The organism is Chromobacterium sp. CCUG 30098 (genome assembly GCF_059916605.1).
Genome location: NZ_JAUCGS010000001.1, coordinates 1027724 through 1047274, shown reverse-complemented (window position 1 = coordinate 1047274; position 19551 = coordinate 1027724). Strand labels below are relative to the sequence as shown.

Annotated in this window: 11 protein-coding genes, 2 tRNA genes and 1 CRISPR repeat array; of the genes, 9 read left to right on the top strand and 4 right to left on the bottom strand. The window is 61.1% G+C overall.

Going from position 1 to position 19551, the window contains the following annotated elements; all coding sequences use genetic code 11:
• Positions 1 to 598: 598 nt before the first annotated feature.
• The gene (locus tag QUG03_RS04915; RefSeq protein ID WP_500819543.1) at positions 599 to 3379 is read left to right on the top strand and encodes a PKD domain-containing protein; all 2781 of its coding nucleotides are present in this window, start codon (positions 599 to 601) and stop codon (positions 3377 to 3379) included.
• Between the two features lie 272 nt (positions 3380 to 3651).
• Here QUG03_RS04915 and QUG03_RS04910 read toward each other — a convergent pair whose 3' ends face one another.
• A complete protein-coding gene (locus tag QUG03_RS04910) occupies positions 3652 to 7548 on the bottom strand; it encodes an amino acid adenylation domain-containing protein (RefSeq protein WP_500819542.1) in 3897 nt (1298 codons plus the stop codon).
• 672 nt (positions 7549 to 8220) lie between these two features.
• On the opposite strand from QUG03_RS04910, the gene csy1 reads away from it, so the two are divergent.
• The 6 genes from csy1 to QUG03_RS04880 all read left to right on the top strand — a co-directional run bounded on the left by csy1 (position 8221) and on the right by QUG03_RS04880 (position 17412).
• Positions 8221 to 9564 (top strand): type I-F CRISPR-associated protein Csy1, encoded by a 1344-nt coding sequence (gene csy1 / locus QUG03_RS04905; protein WP_500819540.1) that lies wholly within the window; start codon positions 8221 to 8223, stop codon positions 9562 to 9564.
• Positions 9561 to 10559, top strand: coding sequence for a type I-F CRISPR-associated protein Csy2 (gene csy2 / locus QUG03_RS04900; protein ID WP_500819539.1), 999 nt, complete (start codon positions 9561 to 9563; stop codon positions 10557 to 10559). Before csy1 ends, csy2 begins: the two co-directional genes overlap by 4 nt.
• Positions 10560 to 10571: 12 nt before the next feature.
• On the top strand, positions 10572 to 11624 hold the full coding sequence (gene csy3, locus QUG03_RS04895; RefSeq protein WP_500819538.1) for a type I-F CRISPR-associated protein Csy3: 1053 nt from the start codon (positions 10572 to 10574) through the stop codon (positions 11622 to 11624).
• Positions 11625 to 11627: 3 nt separating this feature from the next.
• Complete coding sequence (cas6f, locus tag QUG03_RS04890) at positions 11628 to 12185, top strand: type I-F CRISPR-associated endoribonuclease Cas6/Csy4 (RefSeq protein ID WP_500819536.1); 558 nt, start codon at positions 11628 to 11630, stop codon at positions 12183 to 12185.
• A 129-nt stretch (positions 12186 to 12314) separates the two neighbouring features.
• Positions 12315 to 13542: direct repeats of the CRISPR family, unit length 28 nt; unit sequence GTTCTCTGCCGGATAGGCAGCTTAGAAA.
• A gap of 152 nt (positions 13543 to 13694) precedes the next feature.
• Positions 13695 to 16373: a TonB-dependent receptor plug domain-containing protein gene (locus tag QUG03_RS04885; protein ID WP_500819535.1), complete on the top strand. Its 2679-nt coding sequence runs from the start codon at positions 13695 to 13697 to the stop codon at positions 16371 to 16373.
• Positions 16374 to 16452: 79 nt separating this feature from the next.
• Positions 16453 to 17412: a bifunctional helix-turn-helix transcriptional regulator/GNAT family N-acetyltransferase gene (locus QUG03_RS04880; RefSeq protein WP_500819534.1), complete on the top strand. Its 960-nt coding sequence runs from the start codon at positions 16453 to 16455 to the stop codon at positions 17410 to 17412.
• Positions 17413 to 17551: 139 nt separating this feature from the next.
• On the opposite strand, the gene QUG03_RS04875 is transcribed toward QUG03_RS04880, so the two are convergent.
• The 3 genes from QUG03_RS04875 to QUG03_RS04865 form a co-directional block, all read right to left on the bottom strand.
• Positions 17552 to 17626: transfer RNA gene (locus tag QUG03_RS04875), tRNA-Glu, on the bottom strand.
• A gap of 6 nt (positions 17627 to 17632) precedes the next feature.
• Positions 17633 to 17709 (bottom strand) — tRNA-Arg (locus QUG03_RS04870).
• Positions 17710 to 17751: 42 nt separating this feature from the next.
• The gene (locus tag QUG03_RS04865) at positions 17752 to 18147 is read right to left on the bottom strand and encodes a hypothetical protein (RefSeq protein WP_500819532.1); all 396 of its coding nucleotides are present in this window, start codon (positions 18145 to 18147) and stop codon (positions 17752 to 17754) included.
• 403 nt (positions 18148 to 18550) lie between these two features.
• Here QUG03_RS04865 and QUG03_RS04860 point away from each other — a divergent pair, with 403 nt between their 5' ends.
• Both QUG03_RS04860 and QUG03_RS04855 read left to right on the top strand, forming a co-directional pair.
• Entirely contained in the window at positions 18551 to 19069 is a 519-nt protein-coding gene (locus QUG03_RS04860) for a DUF2975 domain-containing protein (protein ID WP_500819531.1), read from the top strand.
• Between the two features lie 3 nt (positions 19070 to 19072).
• The gene (locus QUG03_RS04855; RefSeq protein WP_500819529.1) at positions 19073 to 19306 is read left to right on the top strand and encodes a helix-turn-helix domain-containing protein; all 234 of its coding nucleotides are present in this window, start codon (positions 19073 to 19075) and stop codon (positions 19304 to 19306) included.
• Positions 19307 to 19551 lie beyond the last annotated feature (245 nt).

Sequence of the window (19551 nt, the reverse complement as noted above, 5' to 3'; positions counted from 1 at the left end):
GTACCGGATGTACACTCCGCTTTCTCAGCCGCAACGCCTTGTCTCACTCTTGCTCGCGAGATCGTAAACAGACTCTTACGGAGCAAGCCGCGCTCAAAAAGCAAAAACGCCGCTCACCCAAGGTGAACGGCGTTTTTCCTCAAACCGGCGCGGCTCAAGTCAAACGCCGCGCCAACTCCTCGCCTATCCTTCGCATCGGCTCCGGATCGCTCATGCCGAAGCGGTTAAAGTCCTGCTCCACTTTTTAGCTTACCGCAAAGACAAGGGTCGAATCTTCAGCCGCTATCTGTCCTCGTTCGTGAACCTTTGAACCACTTTTTAGAAAACATCCACCGCGTCGGCGGATTACTACGCCACATTCACCGCCAGATCAGTGTCTTAGAAAACTCATCGAGCTTGCCGAACCCACTCTAGATAGCCCTCATCGCTTTTGCCCGCTGCACCTCGTTCCAGCAAAGATCTTGTTGCCAGCACTCGTAAGAACTAACTCACGCTCAAACATGACATGCGCTTATTGCATAATATAATGATTGGCATTAGAATATTTCATTGAATAATCATGTAATAAATTAAACAATCATTATAAAGAGTTCAACCCGTGATCCGATTCAATTTAATTAAAAAAACGATTGTCATTCTCATGTGCGCAATACTAGCAGCCTGCGGAGGAGGAGGTGGTGGAGGGGGAGGCTCTGGGGGAGGCGCTCCATCGACAACGCCAAGCGCGCATATCAATATAAATGCCCCGAAAGGAGTTTTTGCGGGTGAGCTATTAAGCTTTATTGGTGAAAGCAATCAGGGTCCTCATACTTACGAGTGGGATTTTGGCGATGGGAAAAAATCAACTGATGCAGCGCCTTCGCACTCCTACGCGTCGGAAGGCAGCTATACGGTAACTCTGGCAATCACTAATCAAGCTGGGCTTAGGGCGCAGTCAAGCTCGAAGATCTCCATTCTTCCGGCAAAAGTCACCGCCACGATCACCGGATTAAGTACCAATGCGCTGACAATTGGGGATTCAATTGAATTGGAGGCAATAGGCACAGGTAGCCTTCCCATAAATTATGAGTGGGATTTTGGTGATGGCAGCATCATCCAAGGGAAAAAAGTAATTCATGCTTACTCTAAGGCTGGCAGCTATCAAATAACGCTAAAAGCTAAAGACAAGAATGGAAACACATCAACATCGCAAGCAAGCGTTAACGTTGCCACTTCCAAACCAACCGCGCAATTGGTCATTCAAAATACCGGCCAAATCACCTCAGGCCAAGCGGTAAGCCTTAAAGCCTATGGTAGCGGCTATAGAAGTGTGCGATTTTCATGGGAATTTGGAGACGGAGAAAAGGGCGATGGAGATTTTCAAACCCATACCTATAAAAAGGCAGGAACGTATCTCGCCAGAGTCACAGTAACCGATGAAGCCGGTGAGATAGCAACAGCCGCCACGACAATACAAGTTGTCTCTCCTCCCTCTCCAATCATTTACTCCATGAACCCCAGTAATTTATCCATCTTGGCGGGAGAGTTCATCCGGTTTGATATGATAGTGACAGGAGAGGGCAATCTTGACTATGCGTGGGATTTTGGAGATGGTTCGAGTTTGGTAAAAGAAAAAAGCCCAACCCATCACTTTCCCTCTTCCGGAACATTCACCGTCACCGCCTATGCCTACAGCAGCAATGGGCAACAAACCCAGGCAACCGCGACAATTTCAGTGGCGCGCTCAGGCATGCGTGTTCTAGCAGGCAGCATCTTTGGTCCAGGCAACCTAGATGGCAATGGCACGAATGCCCGATTTACTTCGCCAGGCAAAGTGTCAAGCAGTATCGATGGCTACTTGTTCTTAATTGACACTGTAACTACCGTTAATGATCTGGGAGGGCGAGTTGAACAAAAGTCTATAAGACGAATAGACAAAATGGGCAATGTCGTCACGATACTTTCCGGAGAGAACTTTGCCAGCGTCTCTGCGGGGGAAAATGGCGGCTTCTATTATTTAAATGGTGATTATATTCCAGGGGGAAGAGTAACCATCTATAAAGTATCCCCAGCAAATGTAAAGTCGGTCATTCTATCACCCGACAATGGGGATATTTATCAGATCTTGTCCAATGGCAATGGCAAGCTCTACGCCTTGCTTGATATAGGCCTATATGAATACACCGAGCGGAATGGCTGGAGCAAAACACCCACGACCAGTGCTTACCCTCGTGACTTGGAGCAAATAGATAGTCTAGGTCGACTCTATTTTGGTTCTTCCGACAGCTACTACCGGATTGACTCAAATAAAAAGCTAGAGTTATTAAGAAAGAAAAATACTTTCAGTGCAGGTATCGATAGCGATGGCAATATTTACGACGTTCACTACTACACTCATGACATCGAGAAAGTTACTCCTAGTGGGGAGTCATCTACCATCATTAGAGGGGAGGCTGACTTAAACCTTACTGATCCATTGGATGCGGATCCTCTTCTCACCATGGAGAGTGATGGCAGTGTCTATATTGTAAATAGCAAAAATGCGACCATTCAAAAAAGAGATCTGCAAGGGCATCTCAGTATCGTGGCAGGCGGCTATAGAATTGAAAACAGAATGCAAGACAGCTGTGGCGATGCGATATTAGCCAAGCCATTCATGCTATCTGCTGGGCTGGATGGTGAAAAGATATTTGTGGATCACAGCTTCATAAGATCCATTGAAAGCAATGGTTGCGTTAAAAGCCTGTACACCCCATCAGATTATGACAAAATAACCGGCTTGCTAAAGAGTCAATCTGGAGCGATTTACTTCACAACCACTAATAAAAATGGGGTATTCAAGCTTGTAAATGGCAAAGCTGAGGTTTTCTATCAAGATGTCTACCGGTATGGTGATGTACAGGGCTTAACGGAAGATGCCGCAGGAAATATTTACCTCATCGACACCACCGGCATTCACAAGCTAAGCGCCAGCGGTGCTAAAACCACTATCTTTAGTCAAAGATCCTTCCCTATTCCAGACAATGACATCATTGGAGCTGACATCGCCATATCTCCCGCTGGTGAGATTTTCATGGCCAGTAATGCGGTGTTCCGCCTTAACACCTCCACACAACAAATGGAGGCAATTTCCTCGCAAGCTCAATTCAAAAAAGCAAGAGGCATTGCGATAGATAAAGCGGGCAATATCTTTGTCGCGGATACCGGAAATGCGGTCATCCGAAAAATATCGCCGGATGGGAGTGTATCGATTGTCGCCGGGCAACTCGGCAAAAAGGGAACGCTTGCCGGAGCACTGCCAGCGACGCTAACCGCGCCAAGAGATGTCGCCATTGACCCTCGTAATGGCCATTTACTCGTCAGCGATACCGGAGCCATACTTGAAATTAGCATAGATTGATAGCACGCGTTCACCCAGCCTCCATTTCCGTACCTAATCAGTGGTGATTATTGATATTGTATTTTTCATCCACTATTAGATTAAGCATAGAAAAACGCCGCGCTTCACTCAGGAATGCGCGGCGTTGTTTTTTGCTCAACGAACCATTCTTAACACCCTTGGTGCCTTGAAGTCGCTCACAATTCAGTTTTACGGCAAAGGCAAGGCGTGCCGACCTAGGCAGTACTTGGGTACGGTAAGCCTCTGGCAGCTTGATCGCCGCTCCTAGCCCATTAGATGGACTTTCCACCCAGCCGCCGCGCCAACTCCTCGCCTATCCTTCGCATCGGCTCCGGATCGCTCATGCCGAAGTGATCGCAATCCAGCTCCACGCACTCCAGCGTGCCGCCGAGGAAGGGCCGCCAGTCTTCCGGCTTAGGCGCGTCTTCCGGGTGGACGCCGGCGCGGAACAGCAGCACGTCGCCGTCGTAACGCGGGGTCTGGCTGTCGCGGAACAATTGCATGCCGTGCAGCGAGGCCGCGCCCAGCCGTTCCAGCGCGGCGCGGCCCAGCGGCGCCAGCGGGCTGCCGGGGCGCAGCAGGCGCTGGTAGATCGCCTCATTGTCCAGCGGCTGGCCGTTCTCGTCGGCGTCCACTTCGCCGTTGACGCTGAGCACCGTCACCAGCGCGTCGTGCAATGTCGGTTGCGGCCGGCCCTGCCAGCTGGCGGTCGGATAGCTGTCCATCAGCGCCGTCAGTTCCACGGTTTCGCCGGCGGCGCGCAACTGCGCCGCCATCGCCTGCGCCAACCCGCCGCCCAGGGACCAGCCCAGTAGCCGGTACGGCCCTTGCGGCTGGACTTCGCGCACGCGGGCCACGTAGTCCGCCACCATGGCGTCGAAGCTGGCCGGCTTGTCGCCGGTGATGCCGGTGGCCTGCAAGCCGTAGATGGCCACGCCGGGCAGGTGTTTGGCCAGGCCCAGATAGCACCAGGACAGGCCTTCCGCCGGGTGCAGGCAGAACAGCGCCGGCAGCGCGCCGGGCTGGATGGTCAGCAGCGGCGCGAATTCCTGGCCTTCGCTGGCGGACGGCGGCCGGTGCGCGGCGGGCGCGCTCAGCGCCTGCGCCAGCGCCGCCACCGTGCTGTGGCTGAACAGCGCGGACACTGCCACTTCGCGGTTCAGGCGCTGCGCCAGCCGGTTGGCCACCTGGATGGCTTGCAGCGATTTGCCGCCCAGTTCGAAGAAGTTGGCGTAGCGGCTGGGCGGGGTGACGCCCAACACTTGCTGCCATACCTCCATCACCTGGCGTTCCAGCGGGCTGGCGTCTTCCGCCGCGGCCGGCGCTTGCGCCTCCATGCCGGCGGCCAACTGCTTGCGGTCTATCTTGCCGTTGACGTTGCGCGGCAGGCTGTCCAGCCAGCGCCAGTGATCCGGGATCGCCGCCGCCGGCAGCACCTCGGCCAAGCGCGAGCGCATCGTCGCCGGCTCGGTCTCGCCGCCGCTGAGGAAGGCGGCCAGGGTATAGCCGCCGCCGACCAGCGGCAGGCCCACCACCGCCGCCTCGCGCACCTCCGGGCAGGCCAGCAGCGCGTTTTCGATTTCGGCCGGGTCGATGCGCAGGCCGCTGATTTTCATTTCATGATCCAGCCGGCCCAGGAAGCGCAGCTGGCCGTCGCTCAGCCGTGCGCGGTCGCCGGTACGGTAGGCGCGCGGCGCGCCGGGCAGCGCGTCCAAGGTGACGAAGCGGCGCGCGGTCAGTTCTTCGCGGCCTAAGTAGCCGATGGCCAGCGCCTCGCCCAGCAGGCACAGTTCGCCGTCCTCGCCCTGCGCCACCGGCTGCAGGCGCTCGTCCACGATGGCGGCGCGCACGCCGGGGCGCGGCAGGCCGATGGGCACGCTGTCGCCGCCGTCCCATACCGCGCCGGGACCGGACAGAATGGCGCTGGTGGCGATGATGGAGGCCTCGGTGGGACCATAGCTGTTGAGCAGCACGCTGCTGGGCAACAGCGCCTGCCAACGGCCGGCGCGTTCCGGCAGCGCGGCTTCGCCGCCGATGATGGTCAGCCGCACGCTGGCCAGCTGCGCGGCCAGTTCCGGCTGCAAGGCGAAGGCCAGTTCGTGCCAGAAGGCGGTGGGCAGGTCCAGCACGCTGATGCGCTGGCGCGCCACCGCGGCGGCGAAGGCCGGCATGGATTCCAGCATCGCGTCGGTGCGCAGCACCAGGGTGCCGCCATGGCACAGCGCCAGGAAGATTTCCTCGATGCTGGCGTCAAAGTGCAGCGGCGCGAATTGCAGAATGCGTTCGTCGGCGCCGATGCGGTACAGCTGGCCGGCGCTGCTGACGAACTGGGCCAGCGCGCCGTGGCTGACCAGCACGCCGTTGGGCTTGCCGGTGGAACCGGAGGTGTAGAGCAGATAAGCGGCTTGGCCGGCTTCCGGCGCCGGGTCCGCGGCGGCCAGCGCGTCCTGTTGCGGCGGCAGGTCCAGGCATAGCGCCGGCACGGCGCCCAAGAGCGGACGCCAGGCGTTCAGGGTGACGGCCAGCCGCGGCTGCGCGTCGTCCAGCACCATGGCCAGCCGCGTGGGCGGGCCGTGCGGGTCCAGCGGCACATAGCAACCGCCGGCCCACAGCGTGGCCAGGATGGCGACGATGGCTTCCGGGCTGCGCGGCAGCACGATAGCCACCCGCTCCTCCGCCTGCAGGCCGGCGGCTTGCAGGCGGCCGGCCAGTTGCAGCACGCGCTGCAACAGCTCGCGGTAGGACAGGCGCTCGCCGTCCTGCTCCAGCGCCGTCGCGTCCGGCCGCGCGGCGGCGGCGGCGCGGATCAGGCTCAGCACCTCCCGCGGCTCGCGCTCCAGCGCCGGGCCGTCCAGCACGCTCAGCGGCGGCAGCTCCGGCAACAGCTCGCTCAGCGCGGCTTCCGGCGCGCGGCCGGCCCAGGCGTCCAGCCAGGCCAGCAAATCGTCGCGGAAACCGTCCAGCTCCGCCTGCGGGTAGGCGTTGGGATTGGCTTCCAGGCACAGCCGCCATTCGGTGTTCAACAGACTGAAATTGATCGACACATCCTCCACCGGGCCGGAGCCCAGCGGCAACACCCGGCTGTCCAGGCCGGCGAACGGCGCGCGGCGGTCGAAAGGCATCAGGTTCACCACCGCGCCAAACAAGCGCTGCTGGCCGCCGACGCGCGCCAGATCGCCGCGCAGCTGCTCGTAGCGGTAGCGTTGATGCGGCCGGATCGCGCGCAGGCTGTCCGCCAGCTGGCGGCTCAAGTCCGCCGCGCCCAGCTCTTCGTCCAGCCGCAGGCTCAGCGGCGCGATATTCATCGCCATGCACGGCACCGCCAGCGCCGGCGTGCCCAGGCGGTTCATCACCGGCAGGCCCAGGGTCAGCGCGCGGCGGCCGCTGCGCTTGGCCAGCCAGGCACCCACCGCCGCCAGCAGCCAGGCGCCCCAGTCCACGCCGTGCTGTTTGGCCGAAGCCTGCCAGGCGGCGATCTGCGCCGGGCTCAGCCATTGCTCGGCCTTGTTCACGCCATCCGCCAGCAAGGCGGTGGGCGCCAGCGTGCTGGCCGCCGGCTGCCGGCCCTGGCGCTGTAGCCAGAAGTCGCGGTCCTGCGCGCAGGCCTCGCTGGCCTGGTAGGCGTGATCGGCGGCGACGATCTTGTCCAGCGACCAATCCGCCAGCGGCGGCAAGGCCTGCTGTTTGACGCGGGCGCTGTAGCGCGCCGCCAGCGCCTGGCTCAGCAGGCCGTAGGCGAAACCGTCCAGCGCGATATGGTGGGTTTGCAGATACCACCAGTGCCGCTCCGACCCCAGCTTCAGCACCGCGCCCAGATAGAGCGCGTCCCGCGCCGGATCGCATGGCCGCGTCAGCGTCTGGGCCACCCAGGCCCGCGCCGCCGCTTCCGGCTCCGCCTCCGCGCTGAAGTCCAGGCAGGGAATCTCCGCCTGCGCGGCCACCGGCTGCTGCCACAGCTGGCTGCCGTCAAACTCGAAGCGCATGTTCAGCGCCGCGCAATTGGCCAGCACCTCGGCGGCGCTGTCGCGCAAGGCGTCCAGGTCCAGCGCGCCGCGCAGCTCGGTGGCTTCGGCGGTGAGGTAACTCGGGTTGTCCGGGGAGAGTTGCTGCCCCATCCAGATGCCGTGCTGCGCGGCGCTGACGGGGAGGCGAGAAGCGGTCAAAGTCATAAGAAGGCGTGCCGTTGCGGTTCCATGCCAGCGCGTATGATGCGTGGGCAGATCAAATGAGAGCAGCAATCTTACACTATAAATAGGAATGATTATCAATATTGGTTTGATTAGGCCTATCCCATCTCCAGCCTCAGCCCCGCTCGGCAAAGCCGCCGCCCTTGCAGGCTATCCCCCAGCCGCATGCCTCCTCCAAAACACCAACCCTCCCCCGCCTGATTCAAATCAAGTAAATCCGGACCACTGTCCATTCCAATACGATCCCGCCGCAGGCACACTGGCAGACGGCATGCCAAGCGGATGGACGTAAAAAAAGGCCAGTCGCTTGCGCGCTGGCCTGTTCGAATCTGCCTATCCGGCAGAGAACTGAAAAGAAAATTCGACTTCGTCTATTTCTAAGCTGCCTTATGCCGACAGTGGCGCCGATGTTACAAGTCGCCACCATCAATTAACGATAAAAGTGAAATTGACTTTGTCTAGGTAAAAAAATGGCGTATGGTCGGTGTTGCGTAAGCACGTGACAAAGTTGGAAGACCGGACCCACACCCATCCTAATCCCTTGCATAACAGGAGGATGCGCATGCGATGAAGCACCGAACCAAGGCCCCGGCAGCCTAATAGCGCCGGGGCCGCGTTGCTGTTTGTTCCTGACTTTGTGATCCAAGGACAGCCATGCCCCCTACCCTCACGCCCCGCGCCACCGCACTACGCGCCTTGATGGCCGGCTTCATCCGGCAACGGCGCGACGACAAGCTGGACAAGCTCGCGCCCGACGACGACGCCAAACGCGAAGCGCTGCTGGCCCAGCATCAACCGGCCGCCTGGCTGGCGGACGCCGCCCGCCGCGCCGGCCAGCTGCAAGCCGCCACCCACACCCTTAAAGCCGTTCACCCGGACGCCCGCGGCAGCAATCTGTACGCGCCGCCCTCCACCCTGCCGGCGCGCCGCGAAGTGGGCAGCCACTGCCTGGACGCGGATTTTGCCGACGACGTGGTGGGCAACGCCGCCGCGCTGGATGTGTACAAGTTTCTGAAGCAGCAACACGACGGCCAAAGCCTGCTGGCACTGGCCTTGGCGCAGGACGCCGACCTGGCCGCCGCGCTCAGCGACGACGCCGAGCAGGCTCAGGCCTGGATCGCCGCCTTCGCCGCGCTGACCGACGCCGGCGCGGCGGCCGCCAGCCATAGCCGCGCCAAGCAAGTGTATTGGCTGGTGGGTTACGAGCCGGTCGAGGACAAGGACTACCACCTGCTGGCTCCGCTCTACCCCAGCGCGCTGGCGCAGCGGCTGTACCAAACCATCCAGGAGCACCGCTTCGGCGAAGCCGCCAAGGCCGCGCGCCAGGCCCGCCGCGAGCAACGCGATCACCCGCACGGCTATTGCGATTATCCGCAGCTGGCGGTGCAGAAGCTGGGCGGCACCAAGCCGCAGAATATTTCCCAGCTCAATAGCGAGCGCAAGGGCAATAACTATCTGCTGGCTTCCCTGCCGCCGCAGTGGCGGAGCCTGAGCCTGAAACCGCCGCTCAATAGCGAGGACGCGCTGCTGCGCTTTGGCCGCCGCAACGATGTGCGCCGGCTGGTCCGCCAACTGCGCGTCTTTCTGGAAAGCCAGCCGCCTCAAAACAAAGATGCCCAAGATCGTCGTGACGATCTGGGCAATGCGCTGCTGGAGGAACTGCTGCTGTTCGGCAAGGAAATGCACGAAGGCCTGCCGCCCGGCTGGAGCGCGGACACGCGCTGCCGGCTGCCGGAATACCAGCAGCTGTGGCTGGACCCTTGGCGCGCCGATACCGACGCGGACTTTGCCGCGCGCTGGCACGGCGAGGACTGGCCGCTGGAAGTGGCCAAGCGCTTCGGCCGCTGGCTGAACCAGCAATTCGACGCCAGCCCGCTGGAGATGGGCGACGCGGAATTCCGCCACTGGGCGCGCGAGCTGGCCGGGGATCTGGGCTGGCAGGCCCAGCACGATCAAACCCGCCGCCAGCTGGCGGCCATGGCCAAGGAGCAAGCATGAGCACTCTGCCCGTGATCACCGGCCTGCTGAGCGTGCCCCGGCTGCGGGTGCAAAACGCCAACGCCATTTCCAGCCCCTTCACCTGGGGCTTTCCGGCCATTACCGCCTTCACCGGCCTGGCCCAGGCGCTGGAGCGCAAGCTGGCCGGCAGCCTGGATTTGCAGTTCGAGGCGGTGGGCGTGGTCTGCCACCATTACCAGGCGCAGACCAGCGGCGCGTACACCCAGGGTTTCCACCTCAGCCGCAATCCGGTGGACAAGGACGGCGCCACCGCCGCCATCGTGGAGGAAGGCCGCATCCACCTGGACATCAGCCTGCTGTTCGGCCTCACCGGCGAAGCGCTGGCCGCGCCCGGCGAGCAACTGTCGGAACTGGCGCGGCAGGTGGCGGACACCCTGCACGGCATGCGCATTGCCGGCGGCAGCGTGATGCCGCCGCTGCCCGGCCGTCGCCGTCCCGCGCCGCAGTTGATGACCTTGAACGAGGACGAGGCGACGCGGCGCGAAGAATTCCGCCAGCTGCGGCGCAGCCTGCTGCCCGGCTTTGCGCTGGTATCGCGCGACGACTTGCTGCAAAGCCATCTGGCCACGCTACGCGCCAGCCAGCCGCAAACAGACCTCTTCGACGCCTGGCTGGATCTGTCCCGCATCAACCACGCGCCTCACTGGCAGGAACAAGCGGACCCGACCGGCGGCGAGCCGCGCCGCACGCTGGAATGGCGCAGCCAACGCGGCCACAGCCAGGGCTGGACGGTGCCGATGCCGGTGGGCTACGGCGCGCTGTCCCCGCTCTACCCGGCCGGCAGCGTGGCCAACGCCCGCGACGCGCAGACGCCGTTCCGCTTTGTGGAAAGCCTGTATTCGCTGGGCGAATGGCTCAGCCCGCACCGGCTGCACGATGTCGGCCAGTTGCTGTGGTACGCCGACGACGACACCGCCAGCGGCCTGTACCGCTGCCGCAATGATTACGCCGCCACCTTGGAAATAGAAGACTAGAAAGGAAGCCTCATGAGCACCGCACCGCTGAAAACCGCTACCGTATTGGCCTTTGAACGCAAGCTGGACCCGTCCGACGCCTTGTTCCACGCCGGCGACTGGCAACAGCGCGAGCAGCACGCCGGCTGGGAGCCGGTCAGGGTCATCGAAAAATCCGTGCGCGGCACCATTTCCAACCGCCTGAAAACCAAGGACCAGGACCCGGCCAAGCTGGACGCGCAGATTGAAAACCCCAATCTGCAAACCGTGGACGTGGCCGCGCTGCCGCACCACGCGGACACCTTGAAAATCAGCTTCACGCTACGGGTGCTGGGCAATGTCGGCGCGCCGTCCGCCTGCAACGACAGCGCCTATCAGGCCAAGCTGCGCGCCACCGTGGCCGGCTATGTGCAGGCTCACGGCTTTGCCGAGCTGGCGCGCCGCTATGCCTGCAACCTGGCCAACGGCCGCTTCCTGTGGCGCAACCGCGTGGGCGCGGAGCAGGTGGAAGTGCGGGTGGCGCTGCTGGAGCAAGGCCAGCCGGCGCAGCAATGGCAGTTCGACGCGCTGGCGCTGTCCCTGCGCCACTTCGACCCCGGCAGCCAGGCCGCCGCGCTGGAACAACTGGCCGCCGCCATCGCCGCCGGCCTGGCCGGTCAGCGCCATCTGCTGCTGCAAATCACCGCCTTTGCGCGGCTGGGCGCCGGCCAGGAGGTGTTCCCGTCGCAGGAACTGGTACTGGAGCGCGGCCGCGGCGACAAGAGCAAAACCCTGTACGCCATCGAGCAAGGCACGCTGAGGATCGCCGCCATCCACTCGCAGAAGCTGGGCAACGCCATCCGCACCATAGACGACTGGCACCCGGAAGCCGAACAGCTCGGCCCCATCGCGGTGGAGCCCTACGGCTCGGTCACCACGCTGGGCAAGGCTTGCCGCCCCCCCAGCAAAACCAAAGACCAGCCTAAAACAGACTTTTACACATTACTGGACAACTGGGTACTGAAAGACCAGGCCACGGCGCCGCATGATCAGCACTTTGTGCTGGCCACGCTGATCCGCGGCGGCGTGTTCGGCGCGGCGGAGTAAGCCATGGATCATTACCTGGACATCCGGCTGCGCCCGGACCCGGAGTTTGCGCCCACGCTGCTGATGAACGCGCTGTTCGCCAAGCTGCACCGCGCGCTGAGCGAGCAAGGCCGCGACGACATCGGCCTCAGCTTCCCGCGCGCGGCCCCGGCCGCCGCGCTGGGCGACACCCTGCGCCTGCACGGCGGCCACGCTGCCTTGCAGCGGCTGATGGCCGGCGACTGGCTCAGCGGCATGCGCGACCACATCGCGCTGGCCGCCATCCAGCCGGTGCCGCCGCAGGCGGAAGCCTGGCAGGTGCGGCGCAAGCAGGCCAAGACCAACCCGGACAAGGAACGCCGCCGGCTGGTGCGGCGGCTGGGCATCAGCGCGGAAGAGGCCGCGCAGCGTTTCCCGGACAGCGCCGCCCGCCGTCTAACCCTGCCCTTCCTCACCCTCAACAGTGCCAGCACCGGCCAGCGTTACCAGATGCACATCGAGCAACGCCCAGCCCCGGCCACCCACAGCGGCCGCTTCAACGCCTTCGGCCTCAGCCCCGACGCCACCGTGCCGTGGTTCTAACCCTTTTTTTCCTGCCCCGCCGCCAAGCCTGTTAAATCAGGGGCTTGGCGCGGGGTGGGATAAAAGGGGTTTTATTGGGGAAAGCGATGCTTTCCCCCGCTGACGCGGGTTTGCGGGGGAAAGGCTCTAGTTCTCTGCCGGATAGGCAGCTTAGAAATTGATTAATGTACAGTTGCCAGTCGACTCTGAGTTCTCTGCCGGATAGGCAGCTTAGAAATCGTTACTCAAATCAACGGCTCCAATGCCAAGGTTCTCTGCCGGATAGGCAGCTTAGAAAGAAACGCGCAAGCAGTTCGTTGCAACGCTGAAGTTCTCTGCCGGATAGGCAGCTTAGAAAGCAGAAGAAAACTTCAGCGCTTCGGCGGCGGCGTTCTCTGCCGGATAGGCAGCTTAGAAAATGCGGCTTTCTTGATGGTTTTGCGGATGAAGGTTCTCTGCCGGATAGGCAGCTTAGAAATGACGGAAAGCCGTCGCAAATCATGGCTTGGAGTTCTCTGCCGGATAGGCAGCTTAGAAAATGCCCGCCATTCCGTTACGGTAACGCCAATCGTTCTCTGCCGGATAGGCAGCTTAGAAAACCGAGAGCTAATCGCTTTACTTGCGAATCATGTTCTCTGCCGGATAGGCAGCTTAGAAAGGTCAAAAATGAAGACAGTAGAGATGACCAATGTTCTCTGCCGGATAGGCAGCTTAGAAAAAAATCTGGCTTGTAGCGGCAAGCGGCGATTTGTTCTCTGCCGGATAGGCAGCTTAGAAAGTATAAGCGTTTGAATCGCTCGCGCCGCCTAGGTTCTCTGCCGGATAGGCAGCTTAGAAACAGCGGCCGCGTCGACCTGTTCATGAGCGGCAGTTCTCTGCCGGATAGGCAGCTTAGAAATTGCACCGAGGAAAAGGCGGACTTCAACCCGGGTTCTCTGCCGGATAGGCAGCTTAGAAAATGACCATCAAATCCAAGAAGAACACGATTTAGTTCTCTGCCGGATAGGCAGCTTAGAAATGTCGGACTGCGGCTCCGCTTGCGAAAGGGATGTTCTCTGCCGGATAGGCAGCTTAGAAACTACGGTGTGGTTGATATCGTTTCCGGCGCCGGTTCTCTGCCGGATAGGCAGCTTAGAAAAAAGGGAAAAAAGGCGGCAAGAAGGGGCGCAAGTTTTCTGCCGGATAGGCAGCTTAGAAACGAATGTGTGTTTCAGATCGTGGACCCTGAACGTTCTCTGCCGGATAGGCAGCTTAGAAACATTCCACCAGCCCGCTATCCGTCCCCACGGCGTTCTCTGCCGGATAGGTAGCTTAGAAACACTCAAACACCTCCGCCATGTCTACCCCTTCGTTCTCTGCCGGATGGGCAGCCTAGAAAGCCCCCCCCCAACCCCTCCCCCGCAATCCTTCCAATCACGTTATTCTCAATTTGAATAACAATCTAATTTTCCAGATTTTTAACATATATGCAATCGTGCTAGATTTTGTTTTCCAAAATCAATAAAGGGCCGGCACAGCCGGCGTTCCACGATGGCATATCCCCATTTCACTCTCTCCGCGCTGGCGCTGGCCTTGGCAGGGCAAGCCTTGCCGACGCTGGCCGCCGACGGCAACACGCTGGACAGCGTCACCATCACCGGGTCGCGCATTGCGCGCGCCGGCAAGGAAGGCCCCACCGGGGTCACGGTGCTGAGCGGCGCCGATATCGAAAAACAGGGTTACACCAATGTTTACGACGCGCTGAACAATCTGGCGCAGAACACCGGCTTCACCCAGGGCGCGGATTTCGGCAATACCTTCACCCCGGCCGCCAACGCCATCAGCCTGCGCGGGCTGGGGCCCAACCATACGCTGACCTTGCTCAACGGCCGCCGCATCGCCGATTACCCGGTGGCTTACGAGGGCTCGGTCAACTTCGTCAATCTGGCCAATATCCCGGCGGCGATGATTGAGCGCATCGAGGTGCTCAACGGCGGCGCGTCGGCGATTTACGGCTCGGACGCCATCGCCGGCGTGGTCAATGTGATCCTGAAGAAGAAGGCCGACGGCACCACGGTCAACGTCAAGGCCGGCGGCAGCGAGCATCACGGCGGCGAAAACCTGCGCCTGCAGCTGAGCGGCGGCAAGAGCTGGGACAAGCTGAACCTGGTCTATGCGCTGGAGTTGAGCCAGCGCAACCCGATCTGGTCGCGCCAGCGCGGCTTCATGGCGGACAACACCGTCAACGGCGCGGCGCCCACCACGGTGTGGTCGCAGAAGGATGTGAGCAGCGGCAAGTTCATCGACCCCGGCGCGGCTTGCGGCGCGCTGGGCGGCCTGTACGCCGGCAGCGTGCGCGCTTACCGCAGCAGCAAGAGCAATGTCTGCGCCAGCCCGCTGGCCAAGGCCTCCTACTGGACGGTGCAGACCGCCAACCAGAGCCAGAACGGTTATCTGAGCCTGAATTACGCGCTCAACGATCACCTGGAGTTGTTCAGCGACGCGCTGCTAGCCTTCAACCACAGCGAGAACAACACCCGCGGCCCCAGCTGGACCTCGGCCGCCGGCAACGGCGGCTATTTCCTGAACCAGAACAGCGGCCGCTACGAGGTCTGGAGCCGCTTGCTGTCGCCGGAGGAGATGGGCGGCGCCAGCCGCTACAACCGCAAGTGGGACGATGTGGCAGCCAACCTGACTTTCGGCCTGCGCGGCACGGTGCCGGGCAGCAGCTGGAGTTACGAAGCCGCTTACAACGCGTCCATCTACACCAGCCAGAACATCGCGCCGCGGCTGCTGGCCAATGCGGACAGTTTCTTCCTGGGCCAGCAGCAGGGAGTGGACGCCAAGGGGGTGCCGATTTACGCGCCGTCGGCCGGGCCGTTCAACCGCCGGCTGACGCAGGCGGAGTTCGACAGCATCGCCGGGCGCTCGGTGAGCCAGAACAAGTCCTGGCTGCAGGCGCTGAGCCTGAGCGGCAGCGGCGAGTTGTTCAAGCTGCCGGCCGGCGCGGTGAAGCTGGCCGGCACGCTGGAATGGGGCAGCCAGGGCTTCAGCAATGATCCGGACCCGCTGATCAATCAGGGCGCGTTCTATAACACCTCGCCGGCCGTGCACGCCGGCGGCACCCGCTCGCGCCAGGCGCTGGGCGGCGAGTTGTTCATCCCGGTGTTGAAGCGGCTGGACCTGACGCTATCCGGCCGTTACGACCGCTACCAGTTGCCAGACAGCAGCGCCGGCAAGTTCACTTACGGCGCCGGCCTGGCCTTCCGTCCGCTAAACAGCCTGCTGCTGCGCGGCAGTTACGCCACCAGCTTCCGCGCGCCGGACATGAATTATCTGTTCCTAACTCAGAGCCGCGGCTATTACTCGTCCAGCACTGACTACTGGCGTTGCGCCCAGGCCGGCCAGCCCTTGGCCAGCTGCGACTACAAAAGCATGTCGCCGGGCGCGGACTACGTGAAGAACGGCAACGCCGAACTGAAGCCGGAAAACGGCAAGTCCTACGGCTTCGGCTTTGTGTGGTCGCCCAGCAGCAGCGCGGATATTTCGGTGGATTACTGGGACATCGCCATCAATGATCTGGTCACCGACCTGAGCGGCGACAAGCTGTTGCGCGACGAGGCGCAGTGCCGCGCCGGCATGCTGGACGCGTCGTCCCAGCTGTGCCAGGACACGCTGCGCCGAGTGCAGCGCAATCCGGCCAATGCCTTGATCAATCCGGGCGCGATCAAGCAGATCGTGGTCAACCCGATCAACGCCGCCAGCGAGCGCACCAGCGGTTTCGACATCGCCGGCAAGCTGCGCTGGAAAACCGCCAACTGGGGCAGCTTCCTGCTGAAAGCCAATTACACCAAGGTGCTGAAGCACACTTACCAGCAGTTTGCCGGCGATGTGGAAAAGAATATGTTGAACGACCCGGAAAACACCGATTGGCCGGACAAGCTGGACACCAGCCTGAGCTGGGACATCGGCCCCTGGTCGTCCACCGTGCTGCTGACCCGTTACGGCAAAATTCCCAAAGCCGACGGCTCCGGCAATCTGACGCCCACGGTACTGGCCAATTTCAGCACTCAGTATCAATGGAGCAAGCAGACTTCGGTGGGGCTCATCATCAACAATGTGCTGGACACCATCAAGCGCGACGACACCAGCAACTGGCCCTACTACCCGGTGGGCAGTTATCTGCCCTATGGCCGCCAGTGGTGGGTGGAGGTGAATCACAAGTTCTGAACGGCTGGCGCGCTCACGATTTATTGTAATAAGCAACTATTTAGTTGTATGTTACAACCATTACCACAGGAGAGCGCGCATGAACCCTACACAGCCGCAGCAGCTTGTCATCGACCAGATCCGCTCCGCCTCGCGGCGCATCGTGCGCGAGCTGGGTTTCATGCGCAGCACCCTGGCCATGAGCCGGCACTCCGCTTCCGCCGTGCATGCGGTGGTGGAGATCGGCCTGGCCGGCAGCTTGTCCGCCAGCCAGTTGGCGGACAAGCTGCAGCTGGAAAAATCCACGGTGAGCCGGCTGGTGCGCAAACTGACGCAGGGCGGCGAGCTGCTGGAGCAGGCCAGCCCCAGCGACGGCCGGACCAAGCTGCTGGCCTTGAGCCCATCCGGCCAGCAGCTGTTCGCGCAGTTGCAGGATTATGGCCGCGGCCAGGTGGGCGGCGCCCTCGTCCACCTGTCGGCGGAGCAGCAGCGGCAGGTGGAACAAGGCCTGAATTGCTATGCGGCGGCGCTGGAAGCCAGGCACGCCGAGCACACGCCGCCGGCCGCGGCACCCATCGCCGTTGAAACCGGTTACCGTTGCGGCGCGCTGGGCAGCATTGTCGCCATGCATGCGCGCTATTACCACGCCCACGCCGGCTTCGGCGCTTTTTTCGAACGGCAGGTGGCCACCGGCCTGGCCGATTTCCTCGGCCGCCTGAGCCAGCCCGGCAATCAGCTGTGGCTGGCCTTTCGCGACGGCCGCATCATCGGTTCATTGGTGATTGCGGCGGAGCCGGACGCGCCGGGGCAGGCGCAGCTGCGCTGGTTCATTCTGGACGAGGAGGCGCGCGGCAGCGGCCTTGGCCGCCGCATGATGGAACAGGCGATGGCGTTTTGCGATCAGCAGCGCCTCGCCGTCCGGCTGTGGACCTTCCAGGGCTTGCTGGCGGCGCGGCATTTGTACGAGGCCTTCGGCTTTGTCTTGAGCGAGGAGCGCCCAGGAGCGCGCTGGGGCGAACAGGTGGTGGAGCAGTGTTTTACACGGCCCGCCAAAAGCTAGCCGCGCGCCGTGCTTCTGCCGGATGGGCCGCTTAGAAACAGCGGTCCCGTATGGTGATGGTGCCAATGGGGTTCGCTGCCGGATAGGCAGCTTAGAAATGCAAAAAACCCACCGCTTGCGCGATGGGTTTTTCTAAATTTGGCGTCCCCACGGGGAATCGAACCCCGGCTACCGCCGTGAAAGGGCGGTGTTCTAACCGCTAAACTATAGGGACAGCAAGTGGCGCACCCGGAGCGATTCGAACGCCCGACCCTCTGGTTCGTAGCCAGATACTCTATCCAACTGAGCTACGGGTGCGCTGATTGGCGTAGAAAGAGGGATTCGTGAAAATGCCTGCTCTCAAACAACCAAACCCTTGAATTTTCTAGCAGCAGCGCTTGCTGTGCTGTCGATCAAGAGGCGCACAGTATGTGTCCTTTGCTGGACCTTGTCAACAGCTTGCTCTGAAATTTTTCCAAACCCGCAAAATGGAGAAAATTTTCGCAAAGCCATGCCTGACTCAACAAAACTCGCAATTTTCCCCGCCCGGCCTAGAGCAAGCGCTACCCGCCGATTCTCATTTGTACGGTTCATTTTGGGTATGGCGTGTGGGCATCCTTCCGGTTCACCGATGGCGATGGCAGGTATGAGGATAGCGGCGGCTATTCGCTGCTCGACGAAGTGCCCTGGCGGGCTCGACCAAAAGTATTCAATTTGGATGTTTTCGGCTGATTCAAACGTCCAACCAAGGTACAAGTTTCATCAGCTTTAACCCCTCAATCGAATCCAGCTGATGGCCTTTGATGGCCTTGTTAATGAAAGGCTTTCAGCGGCTTTTGATGGCGGTTCACTCCGTTCACCCTGGGAGAAAATGAACGCATGGCCAAATTGGCCAGACTGCAGAAGCGGCGCCTGCGGGATGCGGATGATCCCCATGCCCTGTTCGGCAAAGAAAGGCAGTACCCGGTCATCCAGTACCCGGTCATTGAGCAAGTTGGCCCCCGTTCGACGGGTCGCCGCAGCGACCTAGACCGGAGCCGTTCCCTCCTTATTGTTCCCTGGTTGCGACAAGCTCAAGCAAGATTATCGAACAACGATAAATTTCTTGCGGAATACCAATGTCCTATTTATCGTTTAACAATAAACCCAGGAGGAGGAAATGATACCTAGCCGTCCGAACCTTTTGTCTACGACCCGCCTGGTCTTGCGCGCCCTGCTCAGCCTGAACTTCATATTGGGCATGGGAATTGGGGCACTTTTGCTTGCCAGCTTTTTCGCGCCGCAATGGCTGCAAGCCGCGCTGGGCGCGCGACCGGAGGCTCCGCCCGCGCTAATGACAGGCATGCGCCTGATCATGCTGATCGGGCTCGCTGGCGTGCCGCTGGCGAATCTTGTCTTGGCGCGCTTGCTGGCGATGGTGACAACGGTACGCGATGGCGACCCCTTCATTCCGGCCAACGCCGCCCGGCTGCAAGCCATTGCTTGGGCGCTGCTCGCCATACAAATTCTCAACCTTGCCGTCGGCGCGGTTTGCGCAAGCGTATCCATGATCTACCCGTTGGACATTGGGTGGAGCCCTTCGGTCGATGGATGGCTATCCGTATTGCTGCTGTTTATTCTGGCGCGAGTATTTGATGCAGGAACGAAAATGCGTATCGATTTGGAAGGAACCGTATAAGCCATGGCTATTCTGGTAAAGCTCGATGACCTGTTGCATGACCGAAGAATGACTTTGAGCGAGCTTGCGGACCGTGTAGACATCACCCTGGCGAATCTTTCCATCCTCAAAACCGGAAAAGCCCGCGCCATCAGGTTCTCGACCTTGGAGGCAATTTGTGAAGCCTTGCAATGTCAGCCGGGCGATTTGCTGGACTATGCGGCCAGCGCTAAGGAAGACCAAGCCGTCCCCAAATAAAGCTTAAGCCATCTGTTTACGCGCCGGGCCTTGGCCAATTCCATCTGGCGGGCCAGTAGCAAGCGCCCGCCAAATCGAACGGCGTCCGAAGCAAGCTGTATCCACTCGCCCAAATGGGTCATTTTCATGGAGAAAGATAAAATGCAAGACATTTCACTATTTCGCCTGAACTGCTTGAGAGGCCTGTATCTGTTTATCGCCGTCGGATTTGGAGTCTCCCTGCTGCCTAATATCTTGAGTCCCCA

What these genes read in the sequence shown, in the direction of transcription:
- cas6f (WP_500819536.1), top strand. Translation starts at nt 11,628, where the DNA reads ATGGATCATTACCTGGACATCCGGCTGCGCCCGGACCCGGAGTTTGCG.
- QUG03_RS04880 (WP_500819534.1), top strand. Translation starts at nt 16,453, where the DNA reads ATGAACCCTACACAGCCGCAGCAGCTTGTCATCGACCAGATCCGCTCC.
- QUG03_RS04855 (WP_500819529.1), top strand. Translation starts at nt 19,073, where the DNA reads ATGGCTATTCTGGTAAAGCTCGATGACCTGTTGCATGACCGAAGAATG.
- QUG03_RS04885 (WP_500819535.1), top strand. Translation starts at nt 13,695, where the DNA reads ATGGCATATCCCCATTTCACTCTCTCCGCGCTGGCGCTGGCCTTGGCA.
- csy1 (WP_500819540.1), top strand. Translation starts at nt 8,221, where the DNA reads ATGCCCCCTACCCTCACGCCCCGCGCCACCGCACTACGCGCCTTGATG.
- csy2 (WP_500819539.1), top strand. Translation starts at nt 9,561, where the DNA reads ATGAGCACTCTGCCCGTGATCACCGGCCTGCTGAGCGTGCCCCGGCTG.
- QUG03_RS04860 (WP_500819531.1), top strand. Translation starts at nt 18,551, where the DNA reads ATGATACCTAGCCGTCCGAACCTTTTGTCTACGACCCGCCTGGTCTTG.
- QUG03_RS04910 (WP_500819542.1), bottom strand. Translation starts at nt 7,548, where the DNA reads ATGACTTTGACCGCTTCTCGCCTCCCCGTCAGCGCCGCGCAGCACGGC.
- csy3 (WP_500819538.1), top strand. Translation starts at nt 10,572, where the DNA reads ATGAGCACCGCACCGCTGAAAACCGCTACCGTATTGGCCTTTGAACGC.